Raw genomic sequence first — 19,427 nt, forward strand, 5'->3', positions numbered from 1 at the left:
GGTCAGGTCACGGGGGCCTTCGCGCGCAGCACGGTCAGGAACTCGCGCATCCAGGTCGGGTGGTCCGGCCAGGCGCGGGAGGAGACCAGGGTGCCGTCGACGACCGCCTCGGCGTCCTGGAAGGTGGCGCCGGCGGACTGCATGTCCAGCTCCAGGGCGGGGTACGCGGTGACCCGGCGGCCACGGAGGCCGTCGACGGCGGCGGTGACGAGCGGGCCGTGGCAGATCTGCGCGACCGGCTTGTCGGCGTCGAAGAAGGATTTGAGGATCTTGCGGAGTTCGGGATCGTTGCGGAGGTACTCCGGGGCGCGTCCGCCGGGGATGACGACGGCGGCGTAGTCACCGGGGTCGACCTCCGAGAAGGCGAGGTCGGCGGGCCAGGTGTAGCCGGGCTTCTCGGTGTAGGTGTCGAAGCCCTCTTCGAAGTCGTGGACGACGAACCGGAGCTTCTTGCGGGTGGGGGCCGCGATGTGGACGTCGTAGCCCTCCTCGATGAGGCGCTGGTAGGGGTAGAGGACCTCCAGGGACTCTGCTGCGTCGCCGGTGACGATGAGGATTTTCGCGGGCATGTCGGCTGCGCTCCCCTCGGGGCAGTGGCTTCCAAGGGCAACGTGCCTCGCCAGGACGGCGTTGCCAAGGGGGGCGCGCCGGATTGCGTGGGCATTCCTTGGACGGCGGCGGTGACTCCACCCTTGGCAGTGCCCTGGCAGTGCCCTGGCGGGTCGGCCGGCGGCTTGCGTGCCACGGTCATCGGCGCGCCGCAGGCCGCCTGAGGGCAGCGGACGTCGCAGGCATGCCGCCTGACGGTGGCGGACGTCGGCGGTGTCAGCGTCGGACCCGGTGTCGGTGCCAGTGCCGGACCCGGTGCCAGTGGCGGACCCGGCGGCAGGCGGTCGGTTCCGCCGGACGCTGCCGCATGCCGCATGCCGCATGCCGCATGCCGCATGCCGGCTCGGCGCGGGCCGATCGGCGGCGCCGGTTGTGTGGCCGGTCGCGCGGCGACGGCGTGGCCGAATCGCTGCGGATTTCGTACCTACGCCACCCTCCGCCCTCCAGCCCCTGTGCAGAACGTCAAACTTCTACCCCTGGATTTGTACACATACGGCTCATGACGGGCCCCCGGTAAGGAGCGATAGCCTTGGTGGCGTGATCAGCGCGATAGCTCGCGGGGGCAGTGTTGCCCCTGCCCTGCGCCCGGCGAGCACGGACGACATCCGTGACCGGGCGGCGGTCGCTGGTCTTCATGGGCGGGTCGGGGCCCCAAGGGCTCCCAGGACGCCGGACACATCCCTGAAGCAGGCGGCACGCGAAACGGCGTCCCGTGTTGCGGGTGTGTTGAACATGGCTGATATCCCCCCACTCATCTCACCTTGCGGCATAGCGTCGGAACAGACCGGACACCCCGCGTCTCGGCGTCACGTCGGAAGGCCGGAGACCGTACTTCCTTCTACGTCACGCAACGGCGCGCGACAGGAGCCAGAGGACAATGCAGACCAAGCTGGACGAAGCCAAGGCCGAGCTGCTCGAGAGGGCGGCCCGGGTCGCTGAGAACAGCCCGGTCGGGGGGCACCTTCCGACCGGGGCGACGGCCGAGGGCTCCCCGGACACCCCGGGCACGGGCACCTCGGACCGGGAGACCGTACTCGCGTTCCTCCAGCGTTACTACCTGCACACCGCGCCCGAGGACCTCGCCGACCGCGACCCGGTCGACGTCTTCGGCGCCGCCCACTCGCACTACCGCCTGGCCGAGAACCGCCCCCAGGGCACGGCGAACGTCCGCGTGCACACGCCGACGGTCGATGAGAACGGCTGGACGTGCAGCCACTCCGTCGTCGAGGTCGTCACCGACGACATGCCCTTCCTCGTCGACTCGGTCACCAACGAGCTCACCCGGCAGGGCCGCGGCATCCACGTCGTGATCCACCCGCAGATCGTGGTGCGCCGTGACCTCACCGGCAAGCTGATCGAGGTCCTCACCACCCCGCCGTCCGGCGACCTGCCGCACGACGCGCACATCGAGTCCTGGATCCACGTCGAGATCGACCGCGAGACCGACCGCGGCGACCTCAAGCAGATCACCGCGGACCTGCTGCGCGTGCTGTCCGACGTGCGCGAGGCCGTCGAGGACTGGGAGAAGATGCGGGACGCCTCGGCCCGCCTCGCCGACGGCCTGCCCTCCGAGCCCCGCCCCGAGGACCTGCCCGTGCAGCAGGTCGAGGAGGCGCGCGAGCTGCTGCGCTGGCTGTCCGACGACCACTTCACCTTCCTCGGCTACCGCGAGTACCAGCTGCGCGAGGACGACTCGCTGGCCGCCGTCCCCGGCACCGGCCTCGGCATCCTGCGTTCCGACCCGCACCACGCCGACGACGACCAGCACCCCGTCAGCCCCTCCTTCGAGCGGCTGCCCGCCGACGCCCGCGCCAAGGCGCGCGAGCACAAGCTGCTCGTGCTGACCAAGGCCAACAGCCGCGCGACCGTGCACCGGCCGTCGTACCTCGACTACATCGGTGTGAAGAAGTTCGACGCGGACGGCAACGTCATCGGCGAGCGCCGCTTCCTCGGCCTGTTCTCCTCCGCCGCCTACACCGAGTCCGTGCTGCGCGTGCCGGTCATCCGCCGCAAGGTGGACGAGGTGCTGCAGCTCGCCGGCTTCTCCCCGAACAGCCACGACGGGCGCGACCTGCTCCAGATCATGGAGACCTACCCGCGCGACGAGCTGTTCCAGACCCCGGCCGAAGAACTCCAGGCCATCGTCACCTCCGTCCTCTATCTGCAGGAGCGCCGCCGGCTGCGGCTGTACCTGCGGCAGGACGAGTACGGCCGCTACTACTCGGCCCTGGTCTACCTGCCCCGCGACCGCTACACCACCGGGGTGCGGCTGCGGATCATCGACATCCTCAAGGAGGAGCTCGGCGGCACCAGCGTCGACTTCACCGCCTGGAACACCGAGTCGATCCTGTCCCGGCTGCACTTCGTCGTCCGGGTCGCGCCGGGCACCGAGCTGCCGGAGCTCAGCGACAGCGACAAGGAGCGCATCGAGGCCCGCCTGGTGGAGGCGGCCCGCTCCTGGGCGGACGGGTTCTCGGAGGCGCTGAACGCCGAGTTCGGCGAGGAGCACGCCGCGGAGCTGCTGCGCCGCTACAACAACGCCTTCCCCGAGGGCTACAAGGCCGACCACAGCCCGCGCTCCGCGGTCGCCGACCTCGTCCACCTCGAGGCGCTGGGCAAGGAGAAGGACTTCTCGCTCAGCCTGTACGAGCCGGTGGGCGCGGCCCAGGACGAGCGCCGCTTCAAGATCTACCGCAAGGGCGAGTCGATCTCGCTGTCGAAGGTGCTGCCCGTGCTGGCGCAGCTCGGCGTCGAGGTGATGGACGAGCGGCCCTACGAGCTGCGCTGCGCGGACCGGTCCGTGGCGTGGATCTACGACTTCGGCCTGCGCATGCCGAAGGCGGTCGGCGGCGGCGACTACCTGGGCGACGACGCCCGCGAGCGCTTCCAGGAGGCCTTCGCCGCCACCTGGACCGGCAAGGCGGAGAACGACGGCTTCAACACCCTCGTGCTGAGCGCCGGGCTGACCTGGCGGCAGGCGATGGTGCTGCGGGCGTACGCGAAGTACCTGCGGCAGGCCGGTTCCACCTTCAGCCAGGACTACATGGAGGACACCCTCCGCAACAACGTCCACACCACGCGGCTGCTGGTCTCGCTGTTCGAGGCGCGGATGGCGCCCGAGCGGCAGAAGGCCGGGCTGGAGCTGATCGACGCGCTGCTGGAGGAGGTCGACGCCGCTCTCGACCAGGTGGCCAGCCTGGACGAGGACCGCATCCTGCGCTCCTTCCTCACCGTCATCAAGGCGACGCTGCGCACCAACTTCTTCCAGAAGACGGACGCGGGCACGCCGCACGCGTACGTGTCGATGAAGTTCGATCCGCAGGCCATCCCCGACCTTCCGGCGCCGCGCCCGGCGTTCGAGATCTGGGTGTACTCGCCGCGTGTGGAGGGCGTGCACCTGCGCTTCGGCAAGGTCGCCCGTGGTGGTCTGCGCTGGTCGGACCGGCGTGAGGACTTCCGCACGGAAATCCTCGGCCTGGTCAAGGCGCAGATGGTGAAGAACACCGTCATCGTGCCGGTGGGCGCCAAGGGCGGTTTCGTCGCCAAGCAGCTGCCCGACCCGGGCGTGGACCGCGACGCGTGGCTGGCCGAGGGCATCGCCAGCTACAAGACGTTCATCTCGGCGCTGCTCGACATCACCGACAACATGGTCGCGGGCGAGGTCGTCCCGCCCAAGGACGTCGTGCGGCACGACGAGGACGACACCTACCTGGTGGTCGCCGCCGACAAGGGCACGGCGACGTTCTCCGACATCGCCAACGACGTCGCGCAGTCGTACAACTTCTGGCTCGGTGACGCCTTCGCCTCCGGCGGCAGCGCCGGCTACGACCACAAGGGCATGGGCATCACCGCCCGCGGCGCCTGGGAGTCGGTGAAGCGGCACTTCCGCGAGCTGGGCGTGGACACGCAGAGCGAGGACTTCACGGTCGTCGGCATCGGTGACATGTCCGGTGACGTGTTCGGCAACGGCATGCTGCTCAGCGAGCACATCCGGCTGGTCGCCGCGTTCGACCACCGGCACATCTTCATCGACCCGACCCCGGACGCGGCGACCTCCTTCGCCGAGCGCCGCCGCCTGTTCGACCTGCCGCGCTCCAGCTGGGAGGACTACAACAAGGAGCTGCTGTCCCCGGGCGGCGGCATCTTCCCGCGCAGCGCCAAGTCGATCCAGGTCAACGCGCACATCCGCGAGGCCCTCGGCATCGAGGCGGGCGTCACCAAGCTGACCCCGGCCGAGCTGATGAAGGCGATCCTCCAGGCGCCGGTCGACCTGCTGTGGAACGGCGGCATCGGCACCTACGTCAAGGCCTCCACCGAGTCCAACGCCGACGTCGGCGACAAGGCCAACGACGCGATCCGTGTCGACGGCGCCGACCTGCGGGTCAAGGTCGTCGGCGAGGGCGGCAACCTGGGCGCGACGCAGCTGGGCCGGATCGAGTTCGCGCACCACGGCGGCAAGATCAACACCGACGCCATCGACAACAGCGCGGGTGTGGACACCTCCGACCACGAGGTGAACATCAAGATCCTGCTCAACGGCCTGGTCGCGGACGGCGACATGACCGTCAAGCAGCGCAACAAGCTGCTCGCCGAGATGACCGACGAGGTCGGCCGTCTCGTCCTGCGCAACAACTACGCGCAGAACACGGCGATCGCCAACGCCCTCGCCCAGTCCAAGGACATGCTCCACGCCCAGCAGCGCTTCCTGCGCCACCTGGTGCGCGAGGGTCACCTGGACCGGGCGCTGGAGTTCCTGCCCACCGACCGCCAGATCCGCGAGCGCCTCTCGCAGGGCCAGGGCCTGACCGGCCCGGAGACGGCCGTGCTGCTGGCGTACACGAAGATCACGGTCTCCGAGGAGCTGCTGGCGACCTCGCTGCCGGACGACGAGTACCTGCGCGAGCTGCTGCACTGCTACTTCCCGACCGCGCTGCGCGAAGGGTTCGCGGAGCGGATCGACGGCCACCCGCTGCGCCGCGAGATCACCACGACCGTGCTGGTCAACGACACGGTCAACACGGGCGGTACGACGTATCTGCACCGTCTGCGCGAGGAGACGGGCGCGTCGCTGGAGGAGATCGTCCGGGCGCAGACCGCGGCCCGTGTGATCTTCCGCTCGGCGGCCGTGTGGGACGCGGTGGAGGAGCTGGACAACAAGGTCGACGCCGCCGTGCAGACCCGCATCCGGCTGCATTCGCGCCGGCTGGTCGAGCGCGGCACGCGCTGGCTGCTCAACAACCGGCCGCAGCCGCTGCAGCTGCGCGAGACGGTGGACTTCTTCGCCGAGCGCGTCGAGCACGTGTGGCAGGAGCTGCCGAAGCTGCTGCGCGGCGACGACCTCGAGTGGTACGAGCAGATCTACGACGAGCTGACGCGGGCCGGCGTGCCGGACGAGCTGGCCACGCGGGTCGCCGGGTTCTCCTCGGCGTTCCCGACGCTGGACATCGTCTCGATCGCCGACCGCATGGGCAAGGAGCCGCTGGACGTCGCCGAGGTGTACTACGACCTCGCGGACCGGCTCGGCATCACGCAGCTGATGGACCGCATCATCGAGCTGCCGCGCAACGACCGCTGGCAGTCGATGGCCCGCGCGGCGATCCGCGAGGACCTCTTCGCGGCGCACGCGGCGCTCACCGCGGACGTCCTGGCCGTCGGCAACGGCACGTCCACGCCGGAGCAGCGCTTCGAGCTGTGGCAGCAGAAGAACGCGCCGATCCTCGGACGGGCGCGCACCACGCTGGAGGAGATCCAGGGTTCGGACGCGTTCGACCTCGCCAACCTGTCGGTGGCGATGCGCACGATGCGGACGCTGCTGCGGGCGCACTCGTAAGTCACCTCTGCGTCGAAGGGGGCGCCCCGGACCTCGTACGGTCCGGGGCGCCCCCCTTTGTCGCCTGCGCGCCTCGGTTACGGCTGCTTCCACAGGGTGAGCTCGGTGGCGTAGTCGGGGAGGTTGCCCGCACTCGCGGTGATGCCGGTGACCTTCAGCATGGCCAGGTGTCCCTCGTCCGTCTCGGTGCACAGGACCGTGCCGACCGGGATGGTGGTGCGCAGGTTTTTCGCCTCGATCTCGGTGGGCAGGACGTCGCCCTGGGCGCCCTGCAGGCACTGCTCGGGGGTGGTGCCTGCGCTTTTGCCCCAGGGCGTCTTGAAGGTCCAGTGTCCGCCCGCCACCTCGTCGAGTTCGATCTCGTTGCCCGACGTGATGTCCGACGTGCCGTGCACCTTGGGGATGTCCAGGTCGGCCTGGACGACGGCGGCCGGGCCCGGGGAGCGCAGGGCGAAGGCCCGGTCGGTGAACACGGCGGTGTACCCGGAGTCGGAGGAGGGCGAGCCCGAGTGCGAGGCTGCCGGGTCCGGGCTCGGCGCAGGCGTGGCGGAGTGTGTGGGCTGCGCCGACTGCTTGCCGTCGCCCTGCTTCTGCCCCTGGCCCTCGTCCGACGTGCCGTGCGAACGGGTCAGCGCCCATGTCACCGTCACCGCGAGAACGACGGCCAGGGCGGCGCCCGCGACGACGAGCCCGGTACGGGAGCGGCGCGGGGCGGCCGGGGCGTACGTCGGCGGGGGCGGCGCCACGGTCGGGGCAGCGGCGAAGGTGGGACCGTGCGGCGGCCTCGGCGCCTGCGGCCCCTGATCGGTGACGGTCGGCTCCGGCGGCGGTGTGAGGGCGGCCCGTTCGCGCGCGGCGAGGGCGGCGGAGAGCGGCTCGGGGAGCCAGCCGGTGAAGTCGTTCAGGAGGCGGCCCGCGGCTTGTTCGCACAGCGCGGCCAGTTCCTCGGTGCCGATCCGGGCGGCGGGGTCGGCGGCGAGGCAGCGCGTCAGGAGCGGGCGGAGCCGCTCGTCGTAGGCGTCCAGGCGGGGCGGGCGTACGGCCGTGTTGGCGATCTGCGCGGCGAGGGTGAGGGCGCCGCCGTCGCCGTAGGGGTGGCGGCCGGTAGCGGCGACCGCGGCGATCAGACCGAGGGAGAAGATGTCGGTGGCGGGCCCGACCGGCTCGCCCAGGGCGTGCTCGGGGGACATGAACTGCGGGGTGCCGATGACACCGCCGGACACGGTGAGCTGGGTGGCGTCGGCGGCCCGGGCGATGCCGAAGTCGATGACGTAGGGGCCCTGGTTGGACAGCAGGATGTTGCCGGGCTTGAGGTCGCGGTGCACGATGCCGGCGGAGTGGATCGCGCTCAGCGCCCGCGCGGTGCAGCCGACGAGCTGCAGCACGGCCGGCAGCGGCAGCGGGCCGTGTGCCGCGAGGGCCTCGTGCAGGGGCAGGCCGGGGACGAACACGGAGGCGAGCCAGGGCCGTTCACCGGTGGTGTCGTGGTCGACGACCGGGACGACGTGGTAGCCCTGCACCCGCCGGGCCGCCTGCACCTCCTGCTCGAAGCGGGCGCGGAAGCCCTGGTCGCCGCCGAGGTCGCGCCGGATCACCTTCAGCGCGACGGGCTGGCCGCCGCGGGTGCGGGAGAGGTAGACGGTGCCCATGCCGCCCTCGCCGATGCGGGCGAGCAGCCGGTACCCGGCGATCTCCCTCGGGTCCTCCGCCCGCAGCCGTTCACCTGTCACGTCCGCCGCCATGCCGACCGCGCCCCCGTTCCTTGATCGCCGTGTGCGGCGAGGGTAACGGAGGGCGGCCCGGCGCCGCTCGCGGTTTCAAGTGCCGGTCCGCTCACGGCGGTTGGCCTACAGGGGGCGGGGCTTCTTGCCGCCGTTGGTGAAGGCCTCGTACTCCTTCATGACGTCCTCGGTGGGGCCGTCCATGAGGAGTTCGCCGCGCTCCAGCCACAGCACGCGGCCGCAGGTCTCGCGGATCGAGGCGTTGCTGTGACTGACGAGGAAGACCGTGCCGGCCTGCCCCCGCATCTCCTCGATGCGTTCGGCCGAGCGCTTCTGGAAGCGGGCGTCACCGGTGGCCAGGGCCTCGTCGATGAGGAGGACGTCGTGGTCCTTGGCGGCGGCAATGGAGAAGCGCAGCCGCGAGCTCATGCCGGAGGAATAGGTGCGCATCGGCAGGGAGATGAAGTCGCCCTTGTCGTTGATCCCGGAGAAGTCGACGATCTCCTGGTACCGGGCCTTGATCTGCTCGCGGGACATGCCCATGGCGAGGCCGCCGAGGTGGACGTTGCGCTCGCCGGTCAGGTCGTTCATCAGGGCGGCGTTGACGCCGAGCAGGGAGGGCTGGCCGTCGGTGTAGATACGGCCCCGTTCCACCGGCAGCAGGCCCGCGACGGCCTTGAGCAGCGTGGACTTGCCGGAGCCGTTGGTTCCGACGAGCCCGATCGCCTCGCCCTTGTACGCGACGAAGGACACGTTCTTCACGGCGTGCACCCGGCGCACACCGGACACCTTCTCGGTCTTGCCGCGGCGCAGGATGCGGTTGAGGGCGGCGGTCGCGCTGCCGCGGCCGGCTCCCGTGCCGTTGACCCGGTAGACGATGTCGACGTGGTCGACGACGACGGTCGGGGCCGGTTCGGCGGCGCCCGGGAAGCCCTCGGGCAGGGCGTCGCTCAGGAGGCCGTCGGCCAGGGTGCCGTTCAGGAGGGTGTCAGCCACGGCCGTAGGTCTCCTCTGCCTTCCAGAAGTAGATGAACCCGCCGACGCCCGCGAGCAGGGCCCAGCCCGTCGCGACCGCCCACACGTGCGGCGGCAGCTGGTTGGCGTGGAAGGTGTCGATCAGTGCGAAGCGGATGAGGTCGATGTAGACGGCGGCCGGGTTGCACTGCAGGGCGGTGAGGACCCCGTGCGGCAGATGGTCGTGGCCGACCGTCTTCTGGATGCTCCACATGACACCGGAGACGTACATCCAGGTGCGCAGCAGGAACGGCATCAGCTGGGCGATGTCGGGGGTCTTCGCGCCCATCCGCGCCATGATCAGCGACACGCCCGCGTTGAACGCGAACTGCAGGACCAGCGCCGGGACCAGCAGCACCCAGGACAGGGTGACGGGGACGCCGCAGCACAACAGGATGACCAGCAGCGCCGCCATGGAGAACATCAGCTGCTGGAGCTGCTGGAGGCAGAACGAGATCGGCAGCGCGGCGCGCGGGAAGTGCAGGGCGCGCACCAGACCGAGGTTGCCGGAGATGGCGCGGGTGCCGGCCATGATCGAGCTCTGGGTGAACGTCCACACGAACACGCCGGTGACGAGGAACGGGATGTAGTCCGCGACGCCGTGCTTGGTGCCGAGCAGCACGCCGAAGATGAAGTAGTACACCGCCGCGTTCAGCAGCGGGGTCATCACCTGCCACACCTGGCCCAGCTTGGCCTGGCTGTACTGGGCGGTGAGCTTGGCGGTGGCGAAGGCGGTGATGAAGTGGCGGCGCGCCCACAGCTGGCGGACGTACTGCGGCAGGGAGGGGCGTGCGCCGCTCACCGACAGGCCGTGGCGGGCGGCGAGCGCCGCGAGGTCGATCTGGGCGGCCGGCTTCGAGCTCGGGGGCGGTGTGTCGAGGGCCTGGCTCACATCCGCTGCTTTCGTTCGGGGCGGGGTCTTCCCGTCGTTCTTCACGGTTCTCTATCCGGATTCTTACGTCGGAACGAGACCGTAGCGTCGTAACGCGAGCGTAGGGCCATCCGACGTCGGGACGCAACCGTTTCGTCGTGACGGCCTATGCTGTTCGTATGACGACGAACGCCGACGGGCCCCAGACGCCTGCGCGCCGCCGGGCCCCCGCCGGCGCCGCCGTACTCCGTGAGGACGTGACGGAGGCCATCCGCGCGGCCGTCTTCGAGGAGCTCGCGGCCGTCGGCTACGCGCGCATGTCCATCGAGGGCATCGCGCGGCGGGCGGGCGTCGGCAAGACGGCGGTGTACCGGCGGTGGCGTTCCAAGCTGCACCTGGTGCTCGACGTGGTGTCGGCGCTGGCGGTGATGGGCCTGCCGGTGCCGGACACGGGCACGCTGGAGGGCGATCTGCGGCTGCTGTACCAGGTGACCTCGCGCGCCCTGCGCCATCCGGTGGCCTCGCAGATCATCCCCGACCTCCAGGCGGAGGCGGCCCGAAACCCGGACATCGCCGAGGCCATGCAGAAGACCCTGCGGGAGGGCCAGGAGGGCGTGGCCAGCGGCATCGTGGCGGCGGCGCAGCGGCGCGGGGAGGTCCGCGACGACATCGACGACGACCTGGCCCTCGACCTGATCTCCGGCCCCCTGTACTGGCGCTCGGTCGTCATCCGCAGCCCCCAGCTGCCCAAGGACTACCTGGACGCCCTGTCCCGCGCGACGGCGGCGTCCCTCAGGGCGCTGTAGGCCCGCCGGCCTGCGGGTCGACTGCGAGGCCCGCGCCCACGAGACTTGGTCGCCCGTTGCGGCGGCCGCCGCTGCGCGCGCCACCGCGTAGGTGCACCCGCGTACGGCGGGGAGGGGACGGGGTGGGGGGTGTCCGCCCGCAGCGTCCGGCACCGACCAACGGCGCCCCTCGTCGGAAACGGGTGGCCGGACCGAGGACGGACACCCCCCACCCCGGCCCCGACTCAGAAACCGGCCGTAGGCGACGCGCGCCACGACGCGACCGCAACGGGCCGCCGCAGGCACAAAAGGGGCGCGGGGAACTGCGCGATCAGCCCCCGCACACCCGCAGACGACAATGGCGCCCCCCGCTCAAGACCTGACGCCCTCCCCCTGTGCCGCCGCGTCCAGCGCGGTCGTCAGTCGGTCGAGGCGGCCGCGCAGTTCGCGGATCTCGTCGAGGTCGAAGCCGGTGGATGCCATGATCCGGCGCGGCACCTCCAGCGCGTGCTCGCGCAGTGCCGTGCCCTCCTCGGTGAGCCGCACCCGGACCGACCGCTCGTCCTGGGCGTCACGCTCGCGCCGCACCAGCCCGGCCCCCTCCAGCCGCTTCAGCAGCGGCGAGAGCGTGCCGGAGTCCAGGCGCAGGTGTTCGCCGAGCTTCTTGACGGGCAGCTCGCCCCGCTCCCACAGCACCAGCATCGCCAGGTACTGCGGATAGGTGAGCCCGAGGTCCTTGAGGATCACGCGGTAGACGCCGTTGAAGGCGCGGGACGCGGCGTGCAGCGAGAAGCAGATCTGGCGGTCCAGGCGGAGCCAGTCCTCCTGCTCGGCGGTCGGCGGGGTGGTCGGGGTCATGAGATCCAGGGTAGCCCCGGCCCAATCAAGTTGCGAGTCATTTAATTGCACACAACTCAATTTCGTGCTCTACTTGAGCCCGTCACCGACTCCGACTCCGACAGGGAAGGTCCGCCATGGACACGCTCTACACCGCCGTCGCCACCGCCACCCACGGCCGCGAGGGCCGTGCCGTCAGCTCCGACGGCCGCCTCGACCTGCAGCTGGCCATCCCGGTGGAGATGGGCGGCAACGGTCAGGGCACCAACCCCGAGCAGCTCTTCGCCGCCGGTTACGCCGCCTGCTTCGCCAGCGCCCTCGGCCTGGTCGGCCGGCAGGCCAAGGTGGACGTCAGCGACGCCGCCGTGACCGGCGAGGTCGGCATCGGCAAGGAGGGCCAGGGCTTCGGGCTCGCCGTCACCCTGCGCATCGAGCTGCCGGAGCACATCGACGAGGCCACCGGCCGCAAGCTGGTGGAGACCGCCCACCAGGTCTGCCCCTACTCCAACGCCACCCGCGGCAACATCCCCGTCGACCTGATCATCGAGTAACCCCCTGAGCGCCCGGAGCGCGCCCGCCGCTCCTCACCGGGGAGCAGCGGGCGCGCCCGATCCGGAAGCCGCGGGCGCGCCCGATCGGGAAGTCAGGGGCACGCCCGATCCGGAGTCAGGGGCGCGCCCGATCCGGAACCCGCGGGAGCATCCGCCCCTGAAGTCACGGGCGCCCCGGCGGGGGACCCCGTCCCGCCGACCCGCGCGAGCACCTCCCCGGTCCGCCCGCTCCACGCCACCACGACGGCCTCCGCCGGCAGCCGGCGCCGGGGCGTCAGCAGCAGCCAGCGCACGTGGTAGCGGCGGGCGATCGCCGCCCGCTCGGCGCGCGTCGAGCCGTCGGCGAGGTAGGCGTCCACGTCGGCCTCACGCCGCCGCCGCGCGCGCTCGTCCAGCGCCGGGTCCGGCCAGGTCGGCACGGCCAGGTCGGGGCCGTATCCGGGCAGCATGCGCTTGGCCTGGTAGCCGTCGGCGATGACCGCCTCGCCGGGCCGGATGTACCGCGCGGCCCAGGCGTACGACGGCCAGTCCGGCGGCTGTTCGAAACCCACCGGGTCCAGCCAGCGCGGCACGACCGCCCCGGCCTGGACCGTGCAGAACCCCACCCCCGCGGCCACGGCGGTCACCGCCCCCAACGCCTTGCGCCCCGTCCGCCACGGCCGGGGCGCCGTCAGTTCCACCGCGACTGCGATCTGGGGCGGCAGCAGGGCCGCGCCGAGGACCCGGCCGTAGGTGTAGTGGCCGGTGATCCAGCCGTACGCCACGACCAGGCAGTCCAGCGCGAACATCAGCACCAGCGGATCGCGGCGCCCGTACCGCCGGGCCCGCAGCCACAGTGCGGGCAGCCCGGGCAGCAGCGCCAGCCAGAAGCGGGCCACCAGGTGGTCGTAGAGCCCCCGGTGGATGGGGTCCACGCTGCCGTTCCCGGCCAGCGCGAGCACATCGCAGTACGGCCACACCGCGGCCGTCAGCAGGGCGACCGCCAAGGTCAGCCCCCAGCGGACCGCCACCGCGGCACGCCGTCCGCGCTGCCACCCGGCCACCAGGGCGACCGCTCCCGTCGCCGTCGCCACGAAGGTGATCGGGTGCACGAGCAGGATCGTGCCGTACAGGACGCCCAGGGCGGCGTACCCGGCGAAGCCGCGCAGGCCGCTCGGGCCGACGTAGCGCACCCGGCGCGTGTCCCGGGCCCGGGTCCCGGTCAGCGCCCACGCCCACAGCGTCAGCCCGAGCGCGGCGGTGGACGGGTAGCCGAGGTCGGTGGTCATCGCGATCAGGCTCGGACAGCCGCTCCACAGCAGCCGCTCGGTGCCCCACAGCAGGGTCACCGTGCCCAGGGCGAGCACCGGCGCCCACGGGCGCGGGGTGAGCGTCCGCAGGAACCGGCCGAGGCCGGTCAGCAACAGCAGCAGGTTGAACGGGCCGGCCAGCCGCACCACTTCCCAGCCGCGCAGCCCGGTCAGTCGCGCGAAGACGCCCTCGGCCAGCGCGTACGGCGAGTAGTACGGGCTGCCCGCGCCCGGCAGGTCGGCCATCGGGAGGCGGGGATGCAGCAGATCGGCGCGCAGCCGTTCGATCACCGCCGCGTGCTGGCCGGCGTCGCAGCACAGCGGCACCCGCCAGTACGCCAGCGTCATCACCAGCCAGAAGAGCAGGCCGACGGCCTGGTACGGCGTCGGGCGCCACGGTCGTCCACCGCGCAGGGCGGTCGCGCCGCGCGCGGACCGGCGTCCGACGGCGCCGGGGCTCGCGCCCGCGGGCACGCCCGCGTGGGCGTCCGTGCTCATCGGACGACCGGATGATCGGACATTCGGGGCATTGGGCTTATATGCCCACACGGCCCCGCGCCGGTCGCCGGCCGCGCCGCCCCTCACCCCGTCGGGACGCTACGTCACCCGATCGGCCGCCCGCGCCCGCCCCCACGCCCGCCACCGCTACCGCCTCCGGGTCGGCCGCCCGGGCGCCAGGTGGGCGGCCGGGTCGGAGTGGGCCGCGAGGGACTGGACGGCATGGGAACTCCCGGGAGCCTCGAAGACGTTCAGTTGACGATCGGTCGGTCGGTGACGGCTGCTCGATGGGCAGCGGTGGGTGCGGCCGGCCGGTGGTGCTCAGCCGGCCGGTAGTCGCGGTGCGCGGGCACGTACAGCAGGGCCACCGTGCCCCGCGGGATGCCGAGACTGGCACGCAGGCGCGCCACGTCGTCCGGGGTCGCCGTGTGGAAGACGTCGGTGCGCGGGCAGCCGTGGGGGAGTGTGGTGTAGCCGCCGGGGTGGAACCGCTCGTAGGTCAGGGTGGTGTGCCGGTTCGCGGTCAGCAGGTAGTCCCAGGCGCCGGCCTCCAGCGCGCCGGGGTCACCGCCGTATCCGCGCCCGCCCTCGGCCGTGAACACCGCCCGGTCGGCGTCCAGCGGCAGGCAACGCTGGACGCGGTAGTGCAGCCGCGGCGCGGCCACCCGCAGGCCCCGCGCCAGGCGTACGGCGCCCCGGCCGGTGCGGCGCGCCCCGGCCGACACCAGCCGTAGCGCGCGCAGGGTGCGCAGCAGCCCGAACCGGATCAGGGGCGCCGGGAAACGGGCCGTGCCGTGGCGCCGGTACAGGGCGCGGACCAGGCGGGCGAACTCCACACGGGCGGTGCGCGGCAGCCGGGGCGGGCGGGTGACGAGCGTGGCGAGATGCCCGGTCCTCCGGCGCGACGGCACCGCCCGCCACCGCTGAAGCTCCGAGTGCCGCCCGACGAACGCGAAGAGCCGGTCCCACGCCGCCGGAGGCAGACCGAGCAGCCCGGGGCGGTCCTCGGGCCGGAAGGGCGCGGGATCCCGCTCGGTGAGCAGATGGGCCGGCGCCGCCCGCACCACGCGGCCGTCGAGGTGGACGCGTGCGTGCCCGTACACCAGCGCGTCCGGCTCGCCCGCCTCCTTGACCCGGTCGGCGATCGCGCGCAGCGCGCCCGGCGCGAGGGTGTCGTCGCCGTCCAGGAAGAGCAGGTAGTCGCCGTCGGCCCGGGACGGTCCCGTGGTGCGGGCGGGGCTCGCGCCGGAGTTCTGCGGCAGGTGCACGGCCCGTACCCGCGGATCGCGGGTGGCCGCCTCCTCGATCAGCGCCCCGCACGCGTCCGGTGAGCCGTCGTCGACCGCGATCAGCTCCCCGTCGGTGTACGACTGCGGCAGGACCGACTCCGGACACGCGGGCAGATACGCCTGGACCTGGTGCGCGGGGACGATGACACTGAACCTGGGCAACGGGGCATCCATGGGCTCGGCACGGGCGTTTGCCCGGCAACGGCCCAGGTGGGGGCGGGGTTACGGCCCGTACGGCATCCGGGGGAACGGCGAAGGGCGCACCCCTCGCCGTTCCCAACCGGCCTGGCGGCACGGCTACTTGACCGCGCCCGCCATCACCCCGGAGACGAACTGCCGCTGGAACGCGAAGAACACGGCCAGCGGGACCACCATCGAGATGAACGCGCCGGGTGCCAGCACGTCGATGTTGTTGCCGAACTGCCGTACCTGCGTCTGCAGCGCGACCGTGATGGGCTGGGTGCCGGACTTGGTGAACACCAGCGCCACCAGCATGTCGTTCCACACCCACAGGAACTGGAAGATGCCGAGCGAGGCGATCGCCGGCCCGCCCAGCGGCATCACGACCCGGGTGAACAGCCGCAGCTCGCCCGCCCCGTCCAGCCGGGCCGCCTCCAGCAGCTCGCGCGGGATCTCCGCGAAGAAGTTGCGCAGCAGGAACACCGCGAACGGCAGGCCGAACCCCACATGGAACAGGATCACTCCGAGGATCGTGCCGAACAGGCCGATCTTGCCGAACAGTTCGGCGATCGGGATCAGCGCCACCTGCACCGGCACCACCAGCAGCCCGACCACGCCGAGGAACCACCAGTCGCGGCCCGGGAACTCCATCCACGCGAACGCGTAGCCCGCGAGCGAGCCGACCACCACGACCAGCACCGTCGCCGGGACCGTGATGAGCACGGTGTTGACCAGCGAGTTGGTGATGTCCGGGTTCTCCAGCAGCTTGGAGTAGCTGGCGAAGGTCAGCTGGGACGGCTTGGTGAACACCGTCCACCAGCCGCTGGCGCTCATGTCCTCGGGCGTGCGCAGCGAGGAGATGAGCAGTCCGATCGTCGGCACCAGCCAGAACAGACCGACGATGATCAGGAACGCGCGCACCGCGCCGCCGCTGACCCATCCCGCGAGCCGGGAGGCCGGCGACCGCTTCGCCTTCACCGTTCCGGCCGGCGGCGGCACCGCCCGCGCCAGACTGCCGGCGTCCGCCGTCATCGCCGCACCTCCCGCCTGAGCCGCCTGATGTTGAACCACATGACGGGGATCACGAGCAGCAGCAGGAACACCGCGATGGCGCTCGCGATGCCCGGCTGGTCCTCCGAGAAGCCCTTGCGGTACAGCTCCAGCGCCAGCACGTTCGCGTCGTCCTGCGAGGAGCCCGGGGCGATGATGAAGACCAGGTCGAAGATCTTCAGCACATTGATCATCAGCGTGACGGCGACGACCGCGAGGACCGGCGCCAGCAGCGGCACCGTCACCCGCCGGAACACCTGCCACTCGTTGGCCCCGTCGACCCGCGCCGCCTCCAGCAGCTCACGCGGCACCCCCGCGAGCCCGGCCGCGATCAGCACCATCGCGAAGCCCGCCCACATCCAGATGTACGACCCGATGATCGCCGGCGTGACCAGCGACGGGCCCAGCCAGTCCAGGCCGTTGTACGGCTGCTTGAAGTTGCTCGCCGGAAGCCTCAGCTGCGCCCCGGCGGCCTTGTCCGGCAGCGTGAAGGTGCCGTCGTCGGCGGCTGTCGTGGACGCCACCACCTTGCCGTCCTTGACCGCCTCGATCCGCATGCCGGCGTAGCCCAGTTCGGACGGGTCGGGTACGCCGAGCCTGCCGACGCCCTTGCCGCGGGTGAAGTCCTGCCAGGTCGTGCCGGTGATCTTCCCCGGCTCGGCCCGGGGCGGCACGGCCTTCTTCGCGCTGCCGGGCATCTGGTCGGGCGCGACACCGACCAGCGGCAGCAGGACCGGCTGCCCCGCCTGCACCGGCGTCTTGGTGACGAAGCCGCCGCCCTGCGGCTCCAGCGGCGAGTTGCGGCCCGGGTGCGCCTTCGGGAACGCGGAGGACTGCACGAACGTGTCGTGCACGCCCACCCACACCGCGTTCGCCACGCCCTTGTCGGGGTCCTGGTCGTAGACCAGGCGGAAGATGATGCCGGCCGCGAGCATGGAGATCGCCATCGGCATGAAGACGACCAGCTTGAACGCCGTGCCCCAGCGCACCCGTTCGGTCAGCACCGCGAAGATCAGCCCCAGGGCGGTGGCGACCGTCGGCGCGAACACCACCCAGATGATGTTGTTCTTCAGGGCGGTGCGAATGCCCTGGTCCGTGAACAGGGCCTTGTAGTTGTCGATGCCGGCGAAGGAATGGCCGGACTGGTCGTAGAAGCTGCGCACGACCGAGTACCCGATCGGGTACACCACGAGCGCGCCCAGCAGCACCAGCGCGGGCAGCAGGAACAGCGCCGCCACGCTTTTGCGGGTGCCGGTCACGCTCTTGCGCCTGCGAGGAGCGGCAGGGGTCTTGGAGACCCCTGCCGCCGTGGCCGACGCCATGGCGTCAGCTCCCGTAGGCGGCGGCCGCGTCCGCCTCCAGCTTCCGCTGCGTGCCCGCGACGTCGCTCGGGTTCTTCAGGAAGTCCTGCAGGTCCTTCCACTCGCCCTTGCCGGGCGTGCCGCCGAAGGACTGCGGGGCCTGGTCGGACATGTCGAACCGGAAGTCGTCACCGGAGTCGATCAGCGCCTTGGCGATCTTGCGCTGCACCTCGTTCGGGTACGCCGAGTTCGGCACGCTCTTGTTCGGCGACAGGTAACCGCCCAGCTTGGCCTGGATGGTGGCCGCGTCGGGCGAGGCGAGCCACTTCGCCAGCGCCTGCGCACCCTTGGAGTCCTTCAGGATCACCGCCGCGTCACCACCGGAGACCACCGGCGCGGTGCTGCCCACGGTCGGGAACGGGAACACCTTGGCGTCCGTGCCCACCTTCGCCTTGGTCTCACCGATGTTGACCTGCGCGAAGTCACCCTCGTAGACCATGGCGGCCTTCGGCTGGTCGCCGCCGGTGAAGGTCTGCGTGACCGACGCCGGGAACTCCGTCTGCAGCGCGCCGTCCGGGCCGCCCGCGATCCAGTCCTTCTTGCCCCAGATCTGCGCCAGCGTGGTCAGCGCGTCCTTCACGGACGGGTCCGTCCACTTGATCTTGTGCTGGGCGAGTTCGTCGTACTTCTGCGGACCGGCCTGCGACAGATAGACGTTCTCGAACCAGTCGGTGAGCGTCCAGCCGTCCGCGCCGCCGATCGAGAACGGCGTGACACCGGAGTCGGACACCGTCTGCGCGGTGCTCAGCAGGTCCTTCCACGTCTTGGGCTCTTTCGCGCCCGCGTTCTGGAAGACCTTGGCGTTGTACCAGATCAGCGACTTGTTGGCGGCCTTGTAGTACACGCCGTACTGCTTGCCGCCGACCTTGCCGATGTTCTGCCAGCCCTGCGAGTAGTTCTTGCTCAGCTCGGACTGGACGTCGGCGCCGACCGGCTTCGCCCAGCCCTTGTCCACGGCCTGCTTGATGGCGCCGGGCTGCGGCAGCATCGCCACGTCCGGCGGCTGCCCGCCCGCGATCTTGGAGCCGAGGAAGTTGATGATCGGGTCCTGCGCGGGCACGAACGTCACGCTCGCGCCGGTGCGCTTCTCGAACTCCGCGAGAACCTTCTTGAAGTTGGACTGCTCGGCGCCGGTCCAGACGGCGGCGACCTCCAGATGGGTGCCGTTCAGCTTCGGCAGGTTCAGGCCGCTGTCGCTGCCGGCGGCGCTGGGCGTGGACCCGCCCGTGTCCGTGCCGCCCTTGTCGCCGCCGCCCCCGCACGCGGCGAGAGAGAAGGCAAGGGCGCTCGCGGCCACGGCGGCTGCGGCCCTCGCTCCCCTGGTGTTCCGGATGGTGCTGCTGCTCGTGGTGCGCATCACTTCCCCGTTCTTTCGTTCGTCGTCGAACGATCGAGTGTTTGCCCCGTGGCGTCTGGTCTACGCCGGGTCAAAGGGGTCGGCAAGACCGCGAAGGGTGTCAACCCGGGGATCGTGACCGCCTCGTGATGGGTCTTGAGCGTCGCTGAGCCCGTGCTCGAGGAAACGCCCGCCTCCCGTTGTGC

The 19,427-nt window shown here is 71.5% G+C and carries 13 protein-coding genes; 3 read left to right on the top strand and 10 right to left on the bottom strand.

All coding sequences use genetic code 11. The features are described from left to right. Window positions 1-2: 2 nt before the first annotated feature. Window positions 3-569: a DJ-1/PfpI family protein gene (locus tag ACZ64A_RS24960; RefSeq protein WP_469813258.1), complete on the bottom strand. Its 567-nt coding sequence runs from the start codon at window positions 567-569 to the stop codon at window positions 3-5. A 917-nt stretch (window positions 570-1,486) separates the two neighbouring features. Between ACZ64A_RS24960 and ACZ64A_RS24965 the strand changes: the two genes are divergently transcribed. Next, window positions 1,487-6,439, top strand: coding sequence for an NAD-glutamate dehydrogenase (locus ACZ64A_RS24965; RefSeq protein ID WP_469813260.1), 4,953 nt, complete (start codon window positions 1,487-1,489; stop codon window positions 6,437-6,439). A 77-nt stretch (window positions 6,440-6,516) separates the two neighbouring features. On the opposite strand, the gene ACZ64A_RS24970 is transcribed toward ACZ64A_RS24965, so the two are convergent. From ACZ64A_RS24970 to ACZ64A_RS24980, 3 genes are all read right to left on the bottom strand, one after another. Continuing rightward, the gene (locus ACZ64A_RS24970; protein WP_469813261.1) at window positions 6,517-8,169 is read right to left on the bottom strand and encodes a serine/threonine-protein kinase; all 1,653 of its coding nucleotides are present in this window, start codon (window positions 8,167-8,169) and stop codon (window positions 6,517-6,519) included. 117 nt (window positions 8,170-8,286) lie between these two features. After that, entirely contained in the window at window positions 8,287-9,102 is an 816-nt protein-coding gene (locus ACZ64A_RS24975; protein ID WP_469813745.1) for an ABC transporter ATP-binding protein, read from the bottom strand. Window positions 9,103-9,148: 46 nt separating this feature from the next. Further along, window positions 9,149-10,066 (bottom strand): ABC transporter permease, encoded by a 918-nt coding sequence (locus tag ACZ64A_RS24980; protein ID WP_469813262.1) that lies wholly within the window; start codon window positions 10,064-10,066, stop codon window positions 9,149-9,151. Between the two features lie 158 nt (window positions 10,067-10,224). Between ACZ64A_RS24980 and ACZ64A_RS24985 the strand changes: the two genes are divergently transcribed. After that, on the top strand, window positions 10,225-10,851 hold the full coding sequence (locus ACZ64A_RS24985) for a TetR/AcrR family transcriptional regulator (RefSeq protein WP_469813263.1): 627 nt from the start codon (window positions 10,225-10,227) through the stop codon (window positions 10,849-10,851). Between the two features lie 351 nt (window positions 10,852-11,202). Here ACZ64A_RS24985 and ACZ64A_RS24990 read toward each other — a convergent pair whose 3' ends face one another. Further along, window positions 11,203-11,688 carry a MarR family winged helix-turn-helix transcriptional regulator gene (locus ACZ64A_RS24990; RefSeq protein WP_469813265.1) on the bottom strand — a complete coding sequence of 162 codons (486 nt, stop codon included), beginning with the start codon at window positions 11,686-11,688 and terminating at the stop codon, window positions 11,203-11,205. Window positions 11,689-11,804: 116 nt separating this feature from the next. Between ACZ64A_RS24990 and ACZ64A_RS24995 the strand changes: the two genes are divergently transcribed. Then, window positions 11,805-12,218 carry an organic hydroperoxide resistance protein gene (locus tag ACZ64A_RS24995; RefSeq protein ID WP_469813267.1) on the top strand — a complete coding sequence of 138 codons (414 nt, stop codon included), beginning with the start codon at window positions 11,805-11,807 and terminating at the stop codon, window positions 12,216-12,218. Window positions 12,219-12,310: 92 nt separating this feature from the next. On the opposite strand, the gene ACZ64A_RS25000 is transcribed toward ACZ64A_RS24995, so the two are convergent. The 5 genes from ACZ64A_RS25000 to ACZ64A_RS25020 all read right to left on the bottom strand — a co-directional run bounded on the left by ACZ64A_RS25000 (window position 12,311) and on the right by ACZ64A_RS25020 (window position 19,242). Beyond that, entirely contained in the window at window positions 12,311-14,005 is a 1,695-nt protein-coding gene (locus tag ACZ64A_RS25000) for a hypothetical protein (protein WP_469813269.1), read from the bottom strand. Between the two features lie 251 nt (window positions 14,006-14,256). Further along, window positions 14,257-15,468 carry a glycosyltransferase family 2 protein gene (locus ACZ64A_RS25005; RefSeq protein ID WP_469813270.1) on the bottom strand — a complete coding sequence of 404 codons (1,212 nt, stop codon included), beginning with the start codon at window positions 15,466-15,468 and terminating at the stop codon, window positions 14,257-14,259. 123 nt (window positions 15,469-15,591) lie between these two features. Beyond that, the gene (locus ACZ64A_RS25010; RefSeq protein WP_469813272.1) at window positions 15,592-16,506 is read right to left on the bottom strand and encodes a carbohydrate ABC transporter permease; all 915 of its coding nucleotides are present in this window, start codon (window positions 16,504-16,506) and stop codon (window positions 15,592-15,594) included. Next, on the bottom strand, window positions 16,503-17,846 hold the full coding sequence (locus tag ACZ64A_RS25015; protein WP_469813273.1) for a carbohydrate ABC transporter permease: 1,344 nt from the start codon (window positions 17,844-17,846) through the stop codon (window positions 16,503-16,505). Before ACZ64A_RS25015 ends, ACZ64A_RS25010 begins: the two co-directional genes overlap by 4 nt. A 4-nt stretch (window positions 17,847-17,850) precedes the next feature. After that, the gene (locus tag ACZ64A_RS25020; RefSeq protein WP_469813275.1) at window positions 17,851-19,242 is read right to left on the bottom strand and encodes an ABC transporter substrate-binding protein; all 1,392 of its coding nucleotides are present in this window, start codon (window positions 19,240-19,242) and stop codon (window positions 17,851-17,853) included. Window positions 19,243-19,427: the final 185 nt, after the last annotated feature.

This window comes from Streptomyces sp. NPDC104814 (assembly GCF_055583185.1).